The following is a 19,053-nucleotide window of genomic DNA, read 5'->3' on the forward strand; positions in this document are numbered from 1 at the left end:
TTGCCGCAGCGGTGACCGCCGCGCCGCGGATGTAACAGGCTTCATGCCACCCCTCATTTCCGCCGAAGACACGGAGCAGGCTGGCCCTAAGGTTGCGTGCAATGCGTCGTGGAATGCCGGAGATGCCTGTGAAGCAGTCTTTGTGGGCCCGGGGGTGGGCCATTGTGAGCCTCGGTCTTGTGCAGAACCTGGCAGGCTTGCCGGTCGCTGCAGCGGAGCTGACGGCCCTGGAAACCAGCTGGATGAAGGCCGTCTGGCCGGTCGTCGCCTTTGCCAAGGAAAGCCGGCTGCCGCTGGACATCGTGGTGCAGCCGCAGCCCGGTCCCGGTGCGGCGCCAATCGCGATGGCTTTTGTCGAAGGCCGCTGCAAGCTGGTCTTCACGCTGCGCGGCAACCCCGAAGCCCAGGCCACGCTGGACCGTCTGGCCCCCGAACTGCAGAACCCCGCGCTGGAGCTGATGGCCGCGCACGAGCTGGCCCACTGCCGCCGTCACCTGGACGGCGCCTGGTACGGCCTGCCCGCAGGCCTGTCTTGGCAGGAGCCGCAAGGCCTCGCGCCGGAGCTGCAGGCCGACTACCGCGAGATGAAGGCGGTGCGCCGCGAGGAAGGTTATGCCGACCTGGTCGGCCTGGCCTGGGCCCAGCAGCACCATGCCGAGCTCTACGCCCGGCTGCACACCTGGCTGATGACCGAACGCTCGACCGACCGCGTGCCCGGCACCCACCACGACACCGTCGCCTGGCTGCGCCTGGCCAGCCACGACGCCGGCCCGGCCGACCGCTCGATCTTCGTGGCGCCCGAGGCGCTCTGGGAAACCGGGCTCAACGCCGAACCTTGAGCGAGACGCCGAGAACGGCATGCGCTCAGGGCCTTTCGGGGCCCTGAGCGCATTCCGGGGGTCACGCGGGGCGCAACGCTCAATGGGCCGCGCCAGCCTGGGCTTGCGGCGACAGCTTGAACACCGCCACGGCCTGCACCAGTTGCTGTGCCTGGGCCTTCAGGCTCTCTGCGGCAGCGGCGCTCTCTTCGACCAGCGCGGCGTTCTGCTGGGTGGCCTGGTCCATCTGGCTGACGGCCATGCCCACCTGCTGCACGCCGTGGCTCTGCTGGGTGCTGGCCGACGTGATCTCGGCCACGATGCTGCTGACGTGCTGAATGGCGCTGACGATCTCGCCCATGGTCACGCCGGCCTGATCGACCTGAACAGTGCCTTGCTCGACCTGCGCCATGCTGCGACCGATCAGGGACTTGATCTCCCTGGCCGCCTCGGCGCTGCGCTGCGCCAGGCTGCGGACTTCGGAGGCCACCACCGCGAAGCCGCGGCCCTGCTCACCAGCGCGGGCGGCTTCCACCGCCGCGTTCAAGGCGAGGATGTTGGTCTGGAAGGCAATGCCGTCGATCACGCCGATGATGTCGCCGATCTTGCGGCTGCTGTCGTTGATGCCCTGCATCGTGGTGACGACCTGGCCGACGACGTCGCCGCCTCGTGCGGCCACGGCACATGCGCCGTGCGCCAGCTGGTGGGCCTGCTTGGCGCTGTCGGCGTTGTTGCGCACGGTGCCGCCAAGCGCTTCCATCGTGGAGGCGGTCTGCTGCAGCGCGCTGGCCTGCTGTTCGGTGCGGCCCGACAAGTCCTGGTTGCCCAGGGCGATCTGCCCGCTGGCCGTGGCCACGCCTTCGGCCGAGCTGCGGACCATCGCCACGGCATTCGCAAAACTGGCGGTCATCTGCGTCAGCGCGGCCATCACGCTGCTCGAATTCGCCTTGCCATGGATGGGGCTCAGGATCAGGTTGCCCTGTGCAATGCTGTTCATCGCGCCAACGACGGCATCCGGCTCGGCGCCCAGCCGGCGCTGGATCCAGGACCGCGCGTAGAACAGGGAACCGATTGCCGACACGATCACCAGCGCAAGGCTGGCCAGCGCCGCTGCGTACCAGTGCCGGCGCAAGGCGTTGGCGTCAGCCACCGCCGCCGCCGTGCGCTGGTCCAGCATGCCGAAGAACTCGTCGACCGGCTTCATGATCTTGGCCTTGTAGCGGTGGTAGTCGGCGTTGTGCATCAAGGCCTGGGCCTGCGCCCGGTCGGGCTCGCCGGTCTTGCTGAAGCCGCCATTGCCGTCCGCGTATTGGCCCTTCACCATGTTCATCGCGATGGTCTCTGTCTTGACCAGGTCGTCAGAGTTCGCCGCGGCTTCCTTGAGCTTGGCGAACTCGGCTTGCGTGAAGCCAGCAGCCTTCATGCTGTCCAGCAGCGGCACGCTGGCGCTGCTGCCTTCATGGCCAGGCCCGGAGGGCACGATGTTGGCCGCGCGGAAGTCCCAGTAGATTCTTTCGTAGCCGGGCGGGCGCGGCTTCTTGCCATTGCGGATGTCCAGCACTTCGAAGTACTGCTGCTCCCACATCGGGTCGCCGCTGACGACGTAGGTGCGCGCCAGGCGGGTCAGGTCATCCGAGCTTTGACGCAATTCGTCGGCCAGCAGTGCAGACACGTGGCGCGACTCGTGCGCGGCCGACAGCCTGTCGCTCGCTGCGCCCACCTGATAGATCGACATGACGAGCAACAGCGTGGCGATGGCCGTGCTGATCAGTGCGGTTCCGAACAACTGCTTGATGGATCTCATTCTGCTTCTGCCTTGTGACGTCTGGAATAGACACACTCACGCTTGGGTGAGCCCTCGGCAGTGATATCGGAAAGCGCGAGGCAAAGTTGACTGGCCTGTTCCTTCGTCGTTCAGGCCGCCGAGGCCGGCAGGCCGAACACCGCGTCGAAGGCCCAGTTCATCAGGTAGGTGTAGACCAGGAAAAAGGCGATCAGGCCGACTTCCAGCGACACCGCGTGCCAGAAGCTGATCTGCAGCAACAGCATCATCACCGGCACCAGCAGCAGCGTCAGTCCACCTTCGAACAGCACCGCGTGCGCCGCCCGGCGCGCAAAGCTGCGGCCGCGTGTTGTCTGCCGCGCTTCCCAGCGCTCGAACAGCGCGTTGAACACCATGTTCCACAGCACCGCGGCCACCGAGGCCGCCACCGCCACGGCACCGGCCGCCGGCAGCGGGTGGCCCAGCGCCTGCATGATCAGGCTGTTGGCCGCGATGGCACCCACCTCGAAGAGGGTCACGTAAAGCACCCTGCGGCGCAGCCCTTGCAATCCTGGCCCATTCATCGGGGCACCTCTTCCAACATGCGAAAAGCCGCGAGCGTAGTGTTGCTGGCTGAAAGCTGCCAGTCGGCTGCTGTCAGTTAAGCTGACAGCATGTTCAGCAGCGAAGCCGTGCGCGTGTTCCTGACCGTGGTGGATCACGGCTCGTTTTCGGCCGCGGCCCGCGCTTTGGGCCGCATGCCTTCGGCTGTCAGCATGGCTGTTGCCCAGCTGGAGGCCGAGCTGGACCTGCAGTTGTTCGAGCGCCAGCCTCGCAGCACGCCGCTCACGCCGGCCGGCCGCGCGCTGCTGCCGCAGGCCAGGCTGGCCGCCAGCCACCTGCAGCGCCTGGCCGCGCAGGCGCTGGCGCTGCACGAGGCGCCGCAGCCGAGGCTGTCATTGGCCATCGCGCCGGAACTGGTGGGCGCGCGCTGGCATGCGCCGCTGGCCGCGCTGGCCCAGGCCTTCCCGCCGCTGGAGCTGGACGTGCGCGTGCTGCCCCAGGCCGAGGCCATGGCCTTGCTGCGCGAAGGCGAGGTGCAGCTGGCGCTGGTCTTCGAGCGGCATGCGCTGGAAGCCTGGGAAGGCTTCGAGGAACTGGGCTGCGAGGTGCTGGTGGCCGCGGCCTCGCGCAGCTGGCTGGCGGGCCTGGACGGCAGCGCCCCGCTGCGCAGCGAAACGCTGCAGGAGACGCGCCAGATCCTGGTCGGCAGCAAGGCCGGCGGCCACGACCCGCGCCTGGTGCACTCGGCCAACCGCTGGGAAGCTGGCAGCCACATGGCGGCCGTGCGCCTGGTCGAAGCCGGTCTGGGCTGGGCCTTCCTGCCCCGCTCCATGCTGCCGCCCGCCGGCCAGGGCGAACTGGTCGAACTGGCCTTCGACAACATGAGCAACCAGGTCTCGCTGTGGGTGGACGTGGTGTGGCACCGTGAGCGCCCGCTGAGCAGCGTGGCACAGCGTTACCTGGCGCTGCTGCGGGAAGGTCTGCGGAGCGAGCCGCCCCTATGATGCGACGCTTCTGTCGCTTCACCGGTCCGCCTGATGTCGCCGCTGCACGCCCTCGAAACCGCCGCCTTCGCCGCCTGGCCGAGTCTCGAACACGAGGACCTCTTCGGCTGGCATTTGCGATACGCCCAGGGCTATACCAAGCGCGCCAACTCGGCGAACGCGACAGCGGCGGCGCAAGACCTCTCGCGCGCGCAGATCGAAGCCATCGAGGCGCGATTCACGGCACGCGGCCTGCGCCCCATCTTCCGCCTCACGTCCTTCGCAGGGCCCGAAGGCCTGGACGACGAACTCGCTGCCCGCGGCTACCAGCATGTCGACACCTCGCTGGTCATGCACCGCCCCCTGAGCAGCGCAGACGCCACCGCACCCCAACCCGCCACCACGAACGCCGCCCCCTGGCTGGAAGCCTTCCAGTCCGTCTCCGGCAAGCTCGGCCCCGAGCAGGCCATTCACCTGCAGATGCTGCAAACCATCCAGCACCCCAGCGCGTTCGCGTTGCTCGAACGGAACGGCCGCCCGGCCGCCTGCGGCCTCGGTGTGCTGGTCGATGGCCAGCTGGGCTTGTTCGACATCGCCACAGACGCCACACTGCGCCGCCGAGGCCTGGCCAGCGAACTCTGCAACTCGTTGTTGGCGTGGGGGCGGGCGCAAGGTGCTCAGAGTGCGTACCTGCAGGTCACGGGCACGAATGCCGGGGCAATCAAGTTGTATGAGGTGTTGGGGTTTGGCGAGGTGTATCGGTATTGGTATCGGGTGAAGGAGTAATGGATCAAGAATCGACAGGATGGGTCACCGTGCAGACTTTGGCGGCAAGGCTTGCCGACTGTCATGAAGCCTAACCAAGAGAATCTGCCAGCCCGGTTTCGGGCACTGGTGCGCGCCTTCAAAAGGCCGGTGACCGTCTTTGCTTGTCCGGCGGTTCCTCTCCGGCAATCATCGCGGATCACTGGGTCGGTGGTTCACCCAGCCGACGGGACTTATGTCATTGGTTTGGCCTCGCGCGGCTGCTTGCCAACAGTCGCTTCCACGTACGATCTCGGCGCTCGCATCAGCATCGTGTTGCGCGGCGCAGAAAGGACGCTTGAGTTGTCCTGTGTTCCAGAGCCGGTCCCATATTTCTCAGGAGGACGGTCAGGCCTTCTCCTGGCGCGATACGAAGTTCCCAGCGAGGTTGATCGCGTGACCGAATTTGAGCTTCGGGTGGTCATTCCGGCGCGCAACGAGTCGTATGCTCAAAACGATGGGAGTGGTTCGTGTGTTCCGATCCAGGCCTTTAGCCTTGGCGATACCTTGCAGCTCAAGGGCGTTAGCCCTCGATTGCAAGACCAAGCCCTTATCTTATGCGGCCTCGAAAGCTTTCACAGTTCCAATTGGATCAATGAGAGAGCCGCAACTGGCTCTTGACGGCGACCACTTTGGTTTCCGTCAACCTCGCCTCAATGGTGCCTTCGTAGCCGGGCTCGAAATAGCAATCGACGACGAGTTTAGGATTCCCGATCTGGGCTATTTCGACGTGGGACTCGCCTGTCGGCGCCAGCGTCATCGACTTTGATTCGCCAGGCAACAAATCACCCACGGGGTACGCCTTGCCTGTGACCTGGACGACGACTCCGGCCATCACGCTGTCCCCGGCGTTGCGAACGGTAAAGGTCACGCCGCCTTTGGCGCAGGCGGTTGCAAGCGCTGATACCAGCATTGCTGTCAACAGTCGGTGTTGGTTGCTGGTCATCGCCGTACCTTCAGGCCCTCGCCTTTGCACGACGTTGGCGGCGCCATAGCTTCGTGCCGATCCACCCAAACAGCGCCAGCAGCAGCGACCACGGCACGAGGTAGGCGACGCCGGTGATCGCGCCGGAAATACCTTGTGAAAGGTTGGATGTGAAATCAGCAAGCGCTGTGTTGACCGGCGCCAGGAACGCGCGGTTTTCGGTGGCGGAGATGGACACGTTGAGAATTTCCGTGTCGATCCTTTGCATGAGGTTGGCCTGCTGAGCCTTGATGGCTTCAAAGTCGCTTTGCACTTGAGCCAATTCCTTGGTGAGCTTGATCAATGCGTCTACATCAGCGCTCGGGCGTGACAGCAGTGCTTCCAGCTTCGCCCGGTATTCCGTCAACATGGCCACCTTTCGGGCCGTGTCTTCCACCGGCGCCGTCAGATCTTCCGCGCTGGAGGTTTGACTGGTGACGGCACCTTGGGCGCCAAAGGTGGCCATGAGCTTCTGGATACCAGCGGGTCTGGCGCGAAACTTGAGCGAGGCGAAGGGTCGTCGTCCTGCCGTCAGTTCCGACTCCAGCACCACACAAGCCTCGGATGTCGCCTCCCGGCAGGCCGCCTGGCCCGCCTCATACACCGAGGCGATTTGCGGCTCCGTGACGTCCACGGTGATGGCGTGCTGGACCGCAAGATGGCGATTTGGCGCTGCCTTTGCCGATGTGCCGGACCGCTCGAAACTCATCCGAGAAGCAACCTGCGAAGACTCGTTGTTTCTCGAACATCCGGTGAGGCAGATCAGCAGCAGGGCGACGAGGAAAGGATGGCGCATGGAATCCCTGAAGTGACGGATGTGGGGCTGGCGCAGCAGGAACTGCGGCGCCAGCGGGATGTCACCGCCGCAGGCATGTGAGTCAGGTACTCGCTGAATCAGTTCGACTCAGCACGCACACCCAGCACCTTGAAGGCCGAGGCGCGGCCCACGTCGGGGAACCAGACACCGTCCCTGGCGTATGCGATGGGCGTTGGCGACGCGGTGACGGTCGCGTTCCATGCGATGTCCGCGTCGGGCGTCTTCTTCTTGGTCGACATCACCACCCAATACTGCGTTCCCGCAGACAACAGGACGCCCTTGCCCAGGTCGCCAGAGACGCGCTCGCAGCAAAGCCCGAATTGAGGGATGTCAGAGATGTCGAATTTCTTCAGCACGGCGCCTGGCAGACCGTTCTCGTCAGCTCGCAGGCTTACCACCGCAATGTCGGGACCGTAGGTGTAGCCCGCAGCGAGCTTGATGCGCTTCGCGATGCCGTCAAAGCGCGGGGTGAACGGCATGCCGATGTCGTAAGCCACCCCATCGAAAACAGCTGGACCCGCGACGGACCAGCCAGTGCAGCAGTCGTAGACGGCTGCTGCGTCCTTGCTGAAGTTGCTGTACAGCGTCGACAAGCCCGTGTCGGGCTCTGCCGCCGTGACCAAAGTCTCGGTGGCCTTGAATGCAGCGGTGTTGCTTGGTGCGGCAGCGGCCTGCGGATGCGCTGCGAAGACACTGCTCGCGATGAGCGTAGACGCTGCCGCACCCAGGATCGAAAGTGATCGGTTCATGGTTCCCTCCAGTGATTTGACTGACGTTGTTTGCCGCGGGTGTTGGATGGGTTGTCTTACGGTCAAACGAAGCGAATTCTCCGACGACCGGTTGAACGCGCCGATCGTCGTTCTAGGGGGTGCTCATCGGCGTGCATCGTCGCCGAGCGGGCGACTTCACCGAATGTTATTCATGCACATCAACTCCACCGCCATGAACCCGAATTTCTTGTGCGGGTCCGAAGCCGAAGCCCACGGACTTGTAGTCGTCCTTGAACAGGTTTTCACGGTGGCCGCGGGTGGGCACGCCGTCGTCCACCACGAATTGGATGACGACGTCGCGCGGCGTGGGCATGCCGTAGCTGATGTTTTCACCGCAGTAGGCGGTGCCGGACAGGTGGCGGGTGGCGCGGTCCGAAGGGCTGGCACCGTTTGCGCTGTAGTGGCCGGTGGCGCCCTCGGGGCCTTGTTCGGCCACATGGCCTTGCGCGGCGTTGGACAGGCAGTTCGACAGCACAAGTGGCTTGACCGGCTGTTCCATCACCCGGCTGAGCGCGTCGCCGGCAAGAGAGGCTGCGGCGGCGGGGCCCAGCGTCGCCAGAATCTGGTTGAGCATGCCCGCCTGCTCGTAGCCGCTGGAGTTGCCGAACAGTTGTCCGACCATCTGGCCGATGTCCGGTGTTTGGTCGGAACGGAAGGCACTGGTTCGGCGAGTCGTTGGTGATGCTGCTGCGCTGCCGGGCGGCTCTTGAAAAGCCAGGCGTGAAGCTTCTGGTCTGAGGGGGCGCTCAGCGCTTGCCGATGACGCGGTAGACCCCTGCGCCGATCAGGGCGCCAGCGATCGGGGCGAGCCAGAAGGCCCACAGCTGTTCGACTGCCCAACCGCCGACGAAGAGCGCCACGCCGGTGCTGCGCGCGGGGTTGACCGAGGTGTTGGTCACCGGGATGCTGATCAGGTGGATCAGGGTCAGGCACAGGCCGATGGCGATGGGTGCGAATCCCTTGGGTGCGCGCTCGTCGGTGGCGCCGAGGATGACGATCAGGAACAGGGCCGTCATGACCACTTCGCACACCAGCGCGGCGAACAGGGAGTAACCCCCTGGCGAGTGCTCGCCGAACCCGTTGGATGCGAAGCCGCCAGCGACGTCAAAGCCGGCCTTGCCGGACGCGATGAGGAACAGCACGCCGCCTGCGGCCACGGCGCCCAGCACCTGGGCCACGATGTAAGGCACCAGCTCGCGCGCCGAGAATCGGCCGCCCGCCCACAGCCCGATGGAGACGGCCGGATTCAGGTGGCAACCGCTGATGTGGCCGATCGCATAGGCCATGGTCAACACCGTCAAACCGAAGGCCAGCGACACCCCCAAGAGCCCAATGCCCACCCCTGGAAACGCGGCAGCCAGCACCGCACTTCCACAACCGCCCAGCACCAGCCAGAACGTGCCCACAAACTCTGCGGCGTACTTTTGCATATCGACCTCCTCAATGAATTTCACGGATGACTTGCCGCAACCCGAATGGGCAGCAAGGGTGCGGTTTGTAACTGCAGGCCGCCTGCGTTTGGTGGCTCAAAAAGCAGTTGCGTGACCCATCGCACGATCACCGTCACCCATTGGAAGCAAGCCAACAAGACCGTGAACCAGTTCACGAGCTGGCGCCGCCCTCCGCCCACTGCGTGCGTCGCATCGAGGCGTCTTCCGGCTGGGTGGATTTGGCGGCATGCGGGATCCAAGGGTCAGGTGGTGCTGCCGGCAGACATGCGTCGCCGGCTCGGGCTCAATCCTGGTGCGCGTCTGGAAGTGACGGAGGAAGCCGACGGTCTCCGGCTGCGTGTGCAGCGCGCCGTGCCGCAGGGCGCTGTCTGAGGGAACTGGCCCTCCTCTACCGAATGGCATTCATGCACATCAATTCCACCGCCATGAACCCGAATTTCTTGTGCGGGCCGAAGCCGAAGCCCACGGACTTGTAGTCGTCCTTGAACAGGTTTTCACGGTGGCCACGGGTGGGCACGCCGTCGTCCACCACGAATTGGATGACGACGTCGCGCGGTGTGGGCATGCCGTAGCTGATGTTTTCACCGCAGTAAGCGGTGCCGGACAGGTGGCGGGTGGCGCGGTCCGAAGGGCTGGCACCGTTTGCGCTGTAGTGGCCGGTGGCGCCCTCGGGGCCTTGTTCGGCCACGTGGCCTTGCGCGGCGTTGGACAGGCAGTTCGACAGCACCAGTGGCTTGACCGGCTGTGCCTTCCTGAGGAACGCGATGGTTTCCGCCACGGCGGCGCGGCCTTCCACGCTGGCGTAGGACACGCCCTCCGATTTGTAGAAGCCTTGCGCGTCCATGTTGCGGAGCCGCTCCTCGACGAATTTGGCGTATTCCCTCGGGTTGGTGCGCAGGAGGTTCACCTCTTCGAGCAGCGGCTGGGCCATGGGGCCGGGCTTTCCTCTTTCTGCACAGCTGACTGTGATGTCCTGGGCTTGGGCTGGGGCGGTGACGGTGGCACAGCAGGTGAGTGCCGCGGTGGCCAGGAGCCGGGGATGGAGGCGCATGTGATCAGCTGGGGGACTTCGGGTGTGGGTGCGGGGCGATTGTCGATTCCCCCGGCGCCGGGCGGGTGTTGCTGTTCGAGAAGGATGTAAGGGACCTTGGCGTGATCGCGGCGCCGTCCTACGTCCGGCCTTTTGGCGGAAGACTAGGCTGGCGCAGTTTCACTGCCGAGGAGCCGCGCATGACTTTGCCTGCCGCTGCGCACGCCACACACGATTCGACGCTGGATGACCCCAAGCTGCCGGATCCGTTCACGCTGCAACCGTTGCGTTACCAGCCCTCGTTCGAGTTCCTGGAAGAAGACGAGGAGAGGACCGGCGAGGCGCTGGTCGCGGCGATGCGCGGCATCAGCGAGAAGGTGCTGAAGGATGAAGGCCACGCGTACCGCTCGGTGCATGCCAAGAGCCACGGGCTGCTGCTGGGGGAAATGGAAGTCCTGGACAAGCTGCCGCCGGCCTATGCACAGGGCGTGTTCTCACAGCCGGGGCGCTATCCGGCGGTGATGCGGCTGTCGACCATTCCGGGCGACCTGCTGCATGACGCAGTGTCCACGCCGCGTGGCTTCGCGCTGAAGCTGGTGGGTGTGCCGGGGGACCGGGTGCCGGGCTCGGAGGGCGACACGACGCAGGATTTCCTGATGGTCGACAGCCCGAACTTCAGCGCCAAGAGCGCGCGCCAGTTCCTGCGCAGCGTGAAGCTGGTGGCCGCCACGACCGACAGGCTGCCCAGCCTGAAGCAGGCGCTCTCGGTGGTGTTGCGCGGGCTGGAGCGCTGGGCCGAGAAGGCCGACACCGAGCTCAACTCGCTCAAGGCGCTGGGCGCGCACCCGCCCACGCACCCGCTGGGTGACCGCTACTACGGCCAGCTGCCGGTGCTGTGGGGCCCTTACATGGCCAAGTTCTGCCTGGTGCCGGTGGACGATTCGCTGCTCGCGCTGCGCCAGCACCCGGTCGACCTGGACGCCCACCATGACGCGCTGAGGCTGGCGGTGGAGGCGCATTTCGCCCGCGAGGGCGGCGCGTGGGAGCTGCGCGTGCAGCTGTGCACCGACCTGGCCCGCATGCCGCTGGAAGATCCGTCCGAGCCGTGGTCCGAGGTGCTGAGCCCGTATGTGCCGGTGGCCATGCTGCGCGCCGGGCCTCAGCCGGGCTGGAGCCGGGAACTGTCGGTGGCGATCGATGATGGCATGTCCTTCAGCCCCTGGCATGCGCTGGCCGCGCACCGGCCGCTGGGCGCCATCATGCGCATCCGCCAGGCGGCCTACCGCATGGCCGCCGAATTCCGCGCGGCGCACAACCCCACGCCTGTCGTCGAGCCGCGTTCGCTCGCGGCGCTGAAAGCCGTGCTCGGCGAAGCCGGCCAGCAGGCCTGGCCGGGCGAAGGCATGGCGTTGCGTGGCGCCGAGCCGCCGGGAAATTTTTCGCGGCCGGTGGAATAAACCCCGCGCCGGGCCCGTCTGCGTCAAAGTGAGCGGCTGCCGCGCCATGGGGGCGGGGCGGTTCACTCACCGATGGGAGACATTCTGATGACGCAGATTCGCATGCAGACCACTTGGCGCCTGGTGTTCACGACCGGGCTGATGAGCAGCCTGATGGCGTTGGCCGGCCTGGCCCAGGCGGCCGCACCGGCTTTCAGCAAGGGCGCGCTGGTCGGCCCGAACGGCATGACGCTCTACACCTTCGACAAGGACACCGCCGGCAGCGGCAAGAGCGTCTGCAACGGCCCTTGCGCCAAGCTCTGGCCGCCGCTGGTGGCCGCAGCAGGCGACATGCCCAGCGGCGACTACACGCTGGTGACGCGCGACGACGGCGCAAAGCAATGGGCCTTCAAGGGCAAGCCGCTGTACTACTACGAGGCCGACAAGGCCGCCGGCGAGCGCAGCGGCGACAAGTTCAAGGACGTCTGGCACATCATTCCGGAATGATCCTGGACGGCCGCGCCCGCACGTGCAGCACGACGACCCGCAGCAACTGCTGACCTGGCTGCCGCGCCTGCGCCGCTATGCGCGGGCGCTGGCCGGCAACCGTGACGATGCCGACGACCTGGTGCAGGACACGCTGGAGCGTGCCTGGGCCAAGGCCGGGCTGTGGCGCGGCGTGGCCGACATGCGGGCCTGGCTGTTCAGCCTGATGCACCACCTGCACGTGGACGGCCACCGCCGCGGCCGGTTGAACATCGTGGCACTGGCCGAAGGCGAGGCGCTGCCGGAGCAGGCCGAGCCAGCGCGTCAAACCGAAGGCCTGGCATTGCGGGACCTGGCAAGCGCGCTGGCCCAGTTGCCGGCCGAGCAGCGCGAAGTGCTGCTGCTGGTGGCGCTGGAAGACATGGCCTATGCGGACGTGGCGCAGGCACTGGGCCTGCCGATGGGCACGGTGATGTCGCGCCTGTCGCGGGGCCGCGAGCGGCTGCGGCAGCTGATGAACGAACCGGTGCTGTCCGCGGCTGCTGTCGCGGGTCGGCCCACTTTGAAGGTCGTCAAATGAGGCCCGAAGACGCGGACACGCCGGTCACCGAAGCCGAGCTGCACGCCTGGCTGGACGGCCAGCTGCCGGCCGCACGCCAGCAGGAGATCGAGGCCTACCTCGCCTCACGCCCGGAAGAAGCTGCGCGCCTGGCGGACTACCGGGGCCAGAAGGCCGCGCTGCGCGCGCTGTTCGACCCGGTGCTGGACGAAGCCGCGCCGGCCCGGCTGCTGCGCGCTGCGGCGCCGCGACAGCCTTGGTATGCGCAGCGCTGGGTTGCGGGCCTGGCCTTGCTGTTGCTGGGCACCGGCGCTGGCTGGGGCATGCGCAGCGCACTGCCGGCAGGTGGCGATGCGACCGCGCTGGCGCTGGCCGCCGCCCGTTCGCCCGAAGGTTTCGCCCGCCGCGCCGCGGTGGCCCATGCCGTCTTCAGCCCGGACCAGCGCCGCGCCGTGGAGCTGGACGCTGCGCACGAGGAACAGCTCAGCACCTGGCTCTCGCGCCGCATGGGCGCGGCGATGAAGCCACCGCATCTGCAGGCCCAGGGCTACGCGCTCGAAGGCGGCCGGCTGCTGCCCGGCGGGCAGGGCCCGGTCGCGCAGTTCATGTACCGCGACAGCGAAGGCCGCAAGCTCACCGTCTACGTCTCCAACGAACTCGGCCCCGCCGGCGCGGCCTCGGCGCCGGCTCACGCCGGTGTACCCGCCAGCGCCATGCCGACCACCGCCTTCCGCTTCGCCCGCGAAGGCCGGGTCAATGTCTTTTACTGGGTGGACGGCGCCTACGGCTACGCGATCACCGCCGACGCCGGCCGGCAGGTGCTGGCGGATGTGTCGAATGAGGTGTATCGGCAGCTGGTGAGTGAGTAGACCGGGGGCGCGAGTTTCTTGGGTGCGTGGCGACTTCGCCAATCCACGCGGCTTCGGCATTTCCACCGTTCGCCCTGCCACCCAACGTGCCTCAAACAAATGGGGTCAGCAAACAAATGGGGTCAGAGTCAATTTATCTTGAGATACCTCAATGCGAAGTCGCACGTGTGCCGAGATAAATTGACTCTGACCCCATTTGTTTGCCGGATCAAACGGGTGCCGCTGCCGCCGTTGGCGGCGGGCCGGCCTTGGCCAGCGACAGGCAATAGTCAATCAGCGCATCAATCTCGTTGGACTTGTCGAACACCCGGTCGGCGCCGAGTTTCAGGCACTCGCGCCGCATGTCCGGCGTTGCGTAATTCGTCAGCACCACACAGCGCGCATGCCGGCCCGGGCCCTTGCCGCAGGCCGCACGCAGGACACCCAGGCCCGAGCCTTGTTGCAGCATCAGGTCGATCAGCACCAGGTCCAGTTCATGGTCTGCCGGCGCGGCGCTCAATGCCGCCAGCGACGCGACCGCCTTGGACTCACCCTCGGCCCAGCCCACGATCCTCACCGCCGCCATTTCTTCAAGGGCAGCCGTCAGGTTCTCGCGGATCAGGCGGCTGTCCTCGACCAAATAGGCGTTCAGGGTGTGGGGCATGGTGGGCAGTGCGGGCTGCCCGAGGCACCCTGATCCCAGTGTGGCAAAGCGGGGGCCACCTCTGCCAGGGATCGGCAACCCGGCCTGCTGTAAGACCTGTCTGACAGGGCGATGAGCCGAACTAGAAACCGATCAGGTCGCCGTGCAGCGGCATCACCCCTCGCATGCCGACCGGGTGGTCGAGTGAGGCGTCCTTCGACAGGTCCAGCATGTCGTCTTCGCTGCCTCGGCCCGTCAAGGTGAAGCGCTCGAAGACAAACGGCAACCCTTGTGACGGGGCGAATCCCGCCGAGCTGGCCACATGGAAGTGAAGGTGGGGCGCTCCGGCGCTGCCGGACACGCCCAGCCGCGCCAGCACGGTGCCCCGCTGGATGCGTTCGCCGGTCTTCACGCGCAGGCTGCCCTGGCGCAGGTGCGCGTAGTGCACGAAGACGTGGGGTGCAATCTCCAGGATCACGAAATTCCCGTACAGCGCCTCCGCCGTCATCTCGGTGGGCTGTTCCATCGGCGCCAGTGGCCGGTGGTCCGGCACGCCGTCGCGCGCGTTGCGCACCACGCCGTCTGCCACCGCCACAACCTCCGCATCGAAGCCGGTCCAGTCGCCAGGCAGGCTGCTCGCCAGCTTGTCTGACGGCACGGTGATGGCGTGGCCCTTGGCATCCAGGCCGAAGAAGTCGATGGCGTGGCGTTGAGGAATCGTCAGGCGACCGTTTTCTGCCACCAGGCTGCCCCAGTGGTGCGACTGCGCATGGCCCGGGCCTTCATCGACCAGCCACTGCACGGCCTTGGCGTTGGACCGCAGCGGCGCCGCGATCACCACGGGCCGCGTCGAGTCGACTGCCACCGGCACGTCCGTGGCCACCTGCGTCTGGCCTTTTGCAGTCTTGAACACCAGGCGGTGACGCAGCAGCGCCGGCAGGGGTTGGGTCTTGGGCAGCGTGAGCCAGACGAAAAGCACGGCATGCATGCCGGCCTCTATGGGCAGGCTGTTGTTGGCCTCCAGTGCCTTGCCCGGGCCCAGCAGCCCGGCCAGCGCTGCGCCGCTGAAGCTGGCCAGGGGCTTGCTGGCCCCGCTGGCAAAGACCTCCAGCAGGCCGAGATTCAGCGGGCCGGTGCCGGCATAGAAGTTCGTGACATCCAGCTCATAGGCCAGGTGCACAAAGCCATCGCTGCCCGGCACTGCCTGCGGCGTGAACACTGCGTGCGCCTCTATCGGTGCCGGCTCCTCCGCTGCCGTTGCGGCTGCAGCCAACAGCAGCAACGAACTCCAGGCCATCACCACTGACATCCGGCGTCGCCAGGTCCGCACCGGGTGCGCGCTGGGGTGGGAGCTTCTCATTCGATCCTTTCGGGTGTGGGCGCATCGGCAGCGCCGCGCGGTCTTCGGCGCGGAGTTTAGCCATGCGCTTTCGTAGGTCCTGGCCTACGCCAGCTCTGCCGCTAGGCCGCTGGCGTGTGGCGCCGGCCTTGGCCAGCATGCAGGCTCTGGGGCCGCACTGGCCGCTGCACGGGCCCCGTCGGCCCCTGAGGAGCTTGGCATGGCACGGGTGATCTGGAAAGGCGCCATCAGCTTCGGGCTGGTGCATGTACCGGTGGGGCTGTACCCCGCCTCGCGCGAAGACGACATCGACTTCGACTGGCTGGACAAGCGCAGCATGGACCCGGTGGGCTACAAGCGCGTCAACAAGCGCACCGGCCGCGAGATCAGGAAGGAAGACATCGTGCGCGGCGTCAAGCTGGAAGACGGCGACTACGTGCTGCTGTCCGACGAGGAGATCCAGGCCGCCTACCCTCAGAGCACGCAGACGATTGCCATCGAGGCCTTTGTCACCGCGGTCGAGATTCCGTTCCTTTACCTTGAGAAGCCGTATTACCTGGCGCCCATCGGCAAGGCTGGCAAGGTCTATGCGCTGCTGCGCGAGGCCATGCTGAAGGCCGGCTGCATCGGCATTGCGCGCGTGGTCATGCACGCCAAGGAGCACCTGGCCGCGCTCATTCCCAGCGGCGAGGCACTGATGCTCAACACGCTGCGCTGGCCCAACGAGATCCGCCCGGCCGAGGAACTGGCCTTTCCGCCCGAAGGCGCGGCGGCCAACAAGCTGGCCGCCGGCGAGATGAAGATGGCCGAAGCGCTGATCGCCGACATGACGATGAAGTGGAAGGCCGAGGACTACGCCGACCAGTTCCGCGCCGCGATCATGGCGCTGATCCAAAAGAAGTCCGAAGCCGGCGACACCGAGCGCGTCACGCCGCTGGAAGCGGCTGCCGACAGCAGTGCGCCGAGCAACGTCGTGGACCTGACCGAACTGCTCAAGCGCAGCCTGGGCGGGCGCGGCAAAGCAGGCGAGAAGGCGAAGGCCGAGGCCGAGGAAACCGCGGCCGCCAAGCCCAGGCCAAAGCGCGGCGCAGCGGCCAGGCCAAGCACCAAGTCTGTCGCCAAGCCCGCGCGGCGCAAGGCGGCCTGAGAGGTTGTTCATGGGCGACGACCAACACCGCAGCGACCCGCTGCAGGACTACCGCAAGAAGCGGGACTTCGAGCTGACCCGCGAACCCTCGGGCGAGCACATCCCGCGCGCGAAGCAGGTCGCGCTGCCCTTCGTGATCCAGAAGCACGCCGCCCGCGCGCTGCACTACGACTTCCGCCTCGCGCTGGACGGCACGCTGAAAAGCTGGGCGGTGCCCAAGGGTCCCAGCCTGGATCCCCACGACAAGCGCATGGCCGTGCAGGTCGAGGACCATCCATTGGCCTACGCCGGCTTCGAGGGCACCATCCCGGCAGGCCAGTACGGTGCCGGCAGCGTCATCGTCTGGGACCGTGGCAGTTGGACCCCGGTGGGCGACGCCCGTGCCGGCCTGCGCGAAGGCAAGCTCAAGTTCCAGCTGCACGGCGAAAAGCTCAGTGGCGGCTGGACGCTGGTGCGCCTGCGCGGTCGGGCCGACGAGACCAAGGCGCCGTGGCTGCTGGTCAAGGAACGCGACGATGCGGCCCGGCCCGCGGCCGAGTTCGACGTGGTCAGCGAGCAGCCCGACAGCGTGCTGAGCGGCGATGCGGTGGGCGCTGGTCCTGCACCTGCGGCCAAGGCGGCAACGAAGAAGATCACCCGGGCCGCAAAGGCAAAGGCAAAGGCAAAGGCAACGGAGTTGCCGCTGTCCCTCGCGCCGCAGCTGGCCACCTTGGCCAGTGCCGCGCCAACCAGCGGCGACTGGCGCTGGGAGATGAAGTTTGACGGTTACCGCCTGCTGGCCCGGCGGGACGGCGACGATCTGCGCCTGTTCACCCGCAGCGGCCACGACTGGACCGCCAAGCTGCCCCACCTGAAGCGCGCGCTGCTGAAGCTGGACCTGGCCAGCGGCTGGCTGGACGGCGAGATCGTGCAGGCCGCGGGCGAACACGGCGCACCGAGCTTCCAGGCGCTGCAGGACGCCTTCGAGTCGCGCAAGCTCGGCGAGGTCGTCTACTACCTGTTCGACGCGCCATTCCTGAATGGCGAAGACTTGCGCGCGTTGCCGCTGCTGCAGCGCCGCGAGCGCCTGCGCACGCTGCTGGCCGGCCTGCCTGGCGACGGCCCGCTGCGCTTCAGCGAGGACTTCGACGCCGCGCCTGGCGAACTGCTGCACACCGCCTGCCAGCTGCGCATGGAAGGGCTGATCGGCAAGCGGGCCGACGCGCCGTATGTCTCGCGCCGTTCGGCCGACTGGCTCAAGCTCAAGTGCACCCAGCGCCAGGAGTTCGTCGTCGTCGGCTACACCGACCCGCAGGGCAACCGCAGCGGCTTCGGCGCGCTGCTGCTGGCGGTGCACGACCGCGAAGGCAGGCTGCAATACGCCGGCAATGTCGGTAGCGGCTTCAACACCGCCACGCTGAAGAAGCTCGCCGCGCAGCTGCAGGCCCTGGAAAGCACGCGTTCGCCGCTGTTGCTGAGCGCGGCCGAGTTGAAAGAGGCGGGCATCAAGGCCGGTGTGCACTGGGTGCGGCCCAAGCTGGTGGCCGAGGTCTCGTTCAGCGAATGGACCGGCCAGGGCCGGGTGCGCCACGGCGTGTTCCACGCGCTGCGCAGCGACAAGCCGGCAGGCGCCATCGTGCACGAGCAGCCGGTGGCGGTGAAGGGCGGCAAGCTGGCGGCCGCTGCGCCGGAGAATGCCTCCGAGCTGCCGCCACCAGCCAGCGGGCGTGCCTGCGGGAAGCTGCCTGCCGGGCTGAAGCTCACGCATGCCTCGCGGGTGATCGACGCCAAGAGCGGCACCACCAAGCAGCAGCTGGCGGAGTTCTATGCCGCCGTCGCGCCACGACTGCTCAAGCTCTGCGAAGACCGCCCGCTGGCGCTGGTGCGTGGCCCCGAAGGCGTGGGCGGCCAGCTGTTTTTCCAGAAGCACGCAGCCGGCCTGAAGATCCCCGGCCTGACCCAGCTGGACCCGTCGCTGGACCCGGGCCATGCGCCGCTGGTGACCATGGCCAGCGCCCGCACCTTGCTCGGCGCGGTGCAGATGAACGTGATCGAGCTGCATGCCTGGAACGGCCGCGTGCGCAGCGTCGAGGGCCAACCTTCCATCGCCCAGCCGGACCGCCTGACTTTCGACCTCGACCCCGGCGAAGGCGTGGCCTGGCCGCAGGTCCAGGAAGCCGCCCAGCTGGTGCATGCCATGCTGGACGAATTGAAGCTCACCGCCTTCCTGAAGACCAGCGGTGGCAAGGGCCTGCACGTGGTCGTGCCGTTCCAGCCGGACCTGGGCTGGGACGCGGTCAAGGCCTTCTCCAAGGCCATCGTCCAGCATCTGGCCAGCACCTTGCCGCAGCGCTTCGTCGCCAAGAGCGGGCCGAAGAACCGCGTCGGCAAGATCTTTGTCGACTACCTGCGCAACGGCTTCGGCGCCACGACAGCCTGCGCCTGGTCCGCCCGCGCCCGGCCGGGGCTTGGCGTGTCGGTCCCCGTCGACTGGGAAGAGTTGCCGACGCTGACCGGTGGCGACCACTGGACAGTCCCCACCATCGCCGCCCGCCTGAAGGCGCCGGACCGCTGGGCCGGCATGGAGCGGCACGGTCGGCAGAAGCTGCAGCCGGCGATGCAGGTGCTGGGGCACTTGCCGTGAGGAGCGGCC

At 67.0% G+C, this 19,053-nt stretch carries 20 protein-coding genes; 10 read left to right on the top strand and 10 right to left on the bottom strand.

The window, feature by feature from the left end; genetic code table 11:
- Positions 1-164: 164 nt before the first annotated feature.
- Entirely contained in the window at positions 165-839 is a 675-nt protein-coding gene (locus tag LRH25_RS02900; RefSeq protein ID WP_141289753.1) for a hypothetical protein, read from the top strand.
- Positions 840-918: 79 nt separating this feature from the next.
- Here the strand turns inward: LRH25_RS02900 and LRH25_RS02905 are convergent, their stop codons facing one another.
- Together LRH25_RS02905 and LRH25_RS02910 are read right to left on the bottom strand one after the other, a co-directional pair.
- A complete protein-coding gene (locus LRH25_RS02905; protein WP_141289752.1) occupies positions 919-2,622 on the bottom strand; it encodes a methyl-accepting chemotaxis protein in 1,704 nt (567 codons plus the stop codon).
- A gap of 110 nt (positions 2,623-2,732) precedes the next feature.
- Positions 2,733-3,164 (bottom strand): PACE efflux transporter, encoded by a 432-nt coding sequence (locus LRH25_RS02910; protein WP_141289751.1) that lies wholly within the window; start codon positions 3,162-3,164, stop codon positions 2,733-2,735.
- Positions 3,165-3,254: 90 nt separating this feature from the next.
- On the opposite strand from LRH25_RS02910, the gene LRH25_RS02915 reads away from it, so the two are divergent.
- Together LRH25_RS02915 and LRH25_RS02920 are read left to right on the top strand one after the other, a co-directional pair.
- The gene (locus LRH25_RS02915) at positions 3,255-4,148 is read left to right on the top strand and encodes a LysR family transcriptional regulator (protein WP_231010138.1); all 894 of its coding nucleotides are present in this window, start codon (positions 3,255-3,257) and stop codon (positions 4,146-4,148) included.
- A 33-nt stretch (positions 4,149-4,181) separates the two neighbouring features.
- A complete protein-coding gene (locus LRH25_RS02920) occupies positions 4,182-4,913 on the top strand; it encodes a GNAT family N-acetyltransferase (protein ID WP_141287933.1) in 732 nt (243 codons plus the stop codon).
- 610 nt (positions 4,914-5,523) lie between these two features.
- Here LRH25_RS02920 and LRH25_RS02925 read toward each other — a convergent pair.
- The 5 genes from LRH25_RS02925 to aqpZ form a co-directional block, all read right to left on the bottom strand.
- Positions 5,524-5,877 (bottom strand): hypothetical protein, encoded by a 354-nt coding sequence (locus LRH25_RS02925; protein WP_141287934.1) that lies wholly within the window; start codon positions 5,875-5,877, stop codon positions 5,524-5,526.
- Positions 5,878-5,887: 10 nt separating this feature from the next.
- Positions 5,888-6,691 carry a DUF4349 domain-containing protein gene (locus LRH25_RS02930; protein WP_141287935.1) on the bottom strand — a complete coding sequence of 268 codons (804 nt, stop codon included), beginning with the start codon at positions 6,689-6,691 and terminating at the stop codon, positions 5,888-5,890.
- Between the two features lie 98 nt (positions 6,692-6,789).
- Positions 6,790-7,461: a hypothetical protein gene (locus LRH25_RS02935; protein ID WP_141287936.1), complete on the bottom strand. Its 672-nt coding sequence runs from the start codon at positions 7,459-7,461 to the stop codon at positions 6,790-6,792.
- 166 nt (positions 7,462-7,627) lie between these two features.
- Positions 7,628-8,104: a CAP domain-containing protein gene (locus LRH25_RS02940; protein ID WP_141287937.1), complete on the bottom strand. Its 477-nt coding sequence runs from the start codon at positions 8,102-8,104 to the stop codon at positions 7,628-7,630.
- 124 nt (positions 8,105-8,228) lie between these two features.
- Complete coding sequence (aqpZ, locus tag LRH25_RS02945; protein WP_141287938.1) at positions 8,229-8,912, bottom strand: aquaporin Z; 684 nt, start codon at positions 8,910-8,912, stop codon at positions 8,229-8,231.
- A 111-nt stretch (positions 8,913-9,023) separates the two neighbouring features.
- On the opposite strand from aqpZ, the gene LRH25_RS02950 reads away from it, so the two are divergent.
- Positions 9,024-9,305, top strand: a complete 282-nt coding sequence (locus LRH25_RS02950; protein WP_170200882.1) for an AbrB/MazE/SpoVT family DNA-binding domain-containing protein — start codon at positions 9,024-9,026, stop codon at positions 9,303-9,305.
- Positions 9,306-9,321: 16 nt separating this feature from the next.
- On the opposite strand, the gene LRH25_RS02955 is transcribed toward LRH25_RS02950, so the two are convergent.
- Positions 9,322-9,864 carry a CAP domain-containing protein gene (locus LRH25_RS02955; protein WP_170200883.1) on the bottom strand — a complete coding sequence of 181 codons (543 nt, stop codon included), beginning with the start codon at positions 9,862-9,864 and terminating at the stop codon, positions 9,322-9,324.
- Positions 9,865-10,163: 299 nt separating this feature from the next.
- Between LRH25_RS02955 and LRH25_RS02960 the strand changes: the two genes are divergently transcribed.
- The 4 genes from LRH25_RS02960 to LRH25_RS02975 all read left to right on the top strand — a co-directional run bounded on the left by LRH25_RS02960 (position 10,164) and on the right by LRH25_RS02975 (position 13,313).
- Positions 10,164-11,420: a catalase family protein gene (locus LRH25_RS02960; protein WP_231010139.1), complete on the top strand. Its 1,257-nt coding sequence runs from the start codon at positions 10,164-10,166 to the stop codon at positions 11,418-11,420.
- 87 nt (positions 11,421-11,507) lie between these two features.
- Positions 11,508-11,906 carry a COG4315 family predicted lipoprotein gene (locus LRH25_RS02965; RefSeq protein WP_170200884.1) on the top strand — a complete coding sequence of 133 codons (399 nt, stop codon included), beginning with the start codon at positions 11,508-11,510 and terminating at the stop codon, positions 11,904-11,906.
- 22 nt (positions 11,907-11,928) lie between these two features.
- Entirely contained in the window at positions 11,929-12,465 is a 537-nt protein-coding gene (locus LRH25_RS02970) for an RNA polymerase sigma factor (protein WP_141287941.1), read from the top strand.
- The gene (locus tag LRH25_RS02975; RefSeq protein ID WP_231010140.1) at positions 12,462-13,313 is read left to right on the top strand and encodes an anti-sigma factor family protein; all 852 of its coding nucleotides are present in this window, start codon (positions 12,462-12,464) and stop codon (positions 13,311-13,313) included. Before LRH25_RS02970 ends, LRH25_RS02975 begins: the two co-directional genes overlap by 4 nt.
- A gap of 208 nt (positions 13,314-13,521) precedes the next feature.
- Here LRH25_RS02975 and LRH25_RS02980 read toward each other — a convergent pair whose 3' ends face one another.
- Positions 13,522-13,956 carry a response regulator transcription factor gene (locus tag LRH25_RS02980; protein WP_141289868.1) on the bottom strand — a complete coding sequence of 145 codons (435 nt, stop codon included), beginning with the start codon at positions 13,954-13,956 and terminating at the stop codon, positions 13,522-13,524.
- A 121-nt stretch (positions 13,957-14,077) separates the two neighbouring features.
- The gene (locus LRH25_RS02985) at positions 14,078-15,295 is read right to left on the bottom strand and encodes a M23 family metallopeptidase (protein WP_141289869.1); all 1,218 of its coding nucleotides are present in this window, start codon (positions 15,293-15,295) and stop codon (positions 14,078-14,080) included.
- Between the two features lie 199 nt (positions 15,296-15,494).
- On the opposite strand from LRH25_RS02985, the gene ku reads away from it, so the two are divergent.
- Both ku and ligD read left to right on the top strand, forming a co-directional pair.
- Positions 15,495-16,421, top strand: coding sequence for a non-homologous end joining protein Ku (gene ku, locus LRH25_RS02990; protein ID WP_141289870.1), 927 nt, complete (start codon positions 15,495-15,497; stop codon positions 16,419-16,421).
- Positions 16,422-16,431: 10 nt separating this feature from the next.
- Positions 16,432-19,044 carry a DNA ligase D gene (ligD, locus tag LRH25_RS02995; protein WP_231010141.1) on the top strand — a complete coding sequence of 871 codons (2,613 nt, stop codon included), beginning with the start codon at positions 16,432-16,434 and terminating at the stop codon, positions 19,042-19,044.
- The last annotated feature ends 9 nt before the right edge of the window (positions 19,045-19,053 follow it).

Origin of the sequence: Ideonella azotifigens (genome assembly GCF_021043325.1) — a bacterium.
GTDB lineage: Bacteria > Pseudomonadota > Gammaproteobacteria > Burkholderiales > Burkholderiaceae_C > Ideonella > Ideonella azotifigens.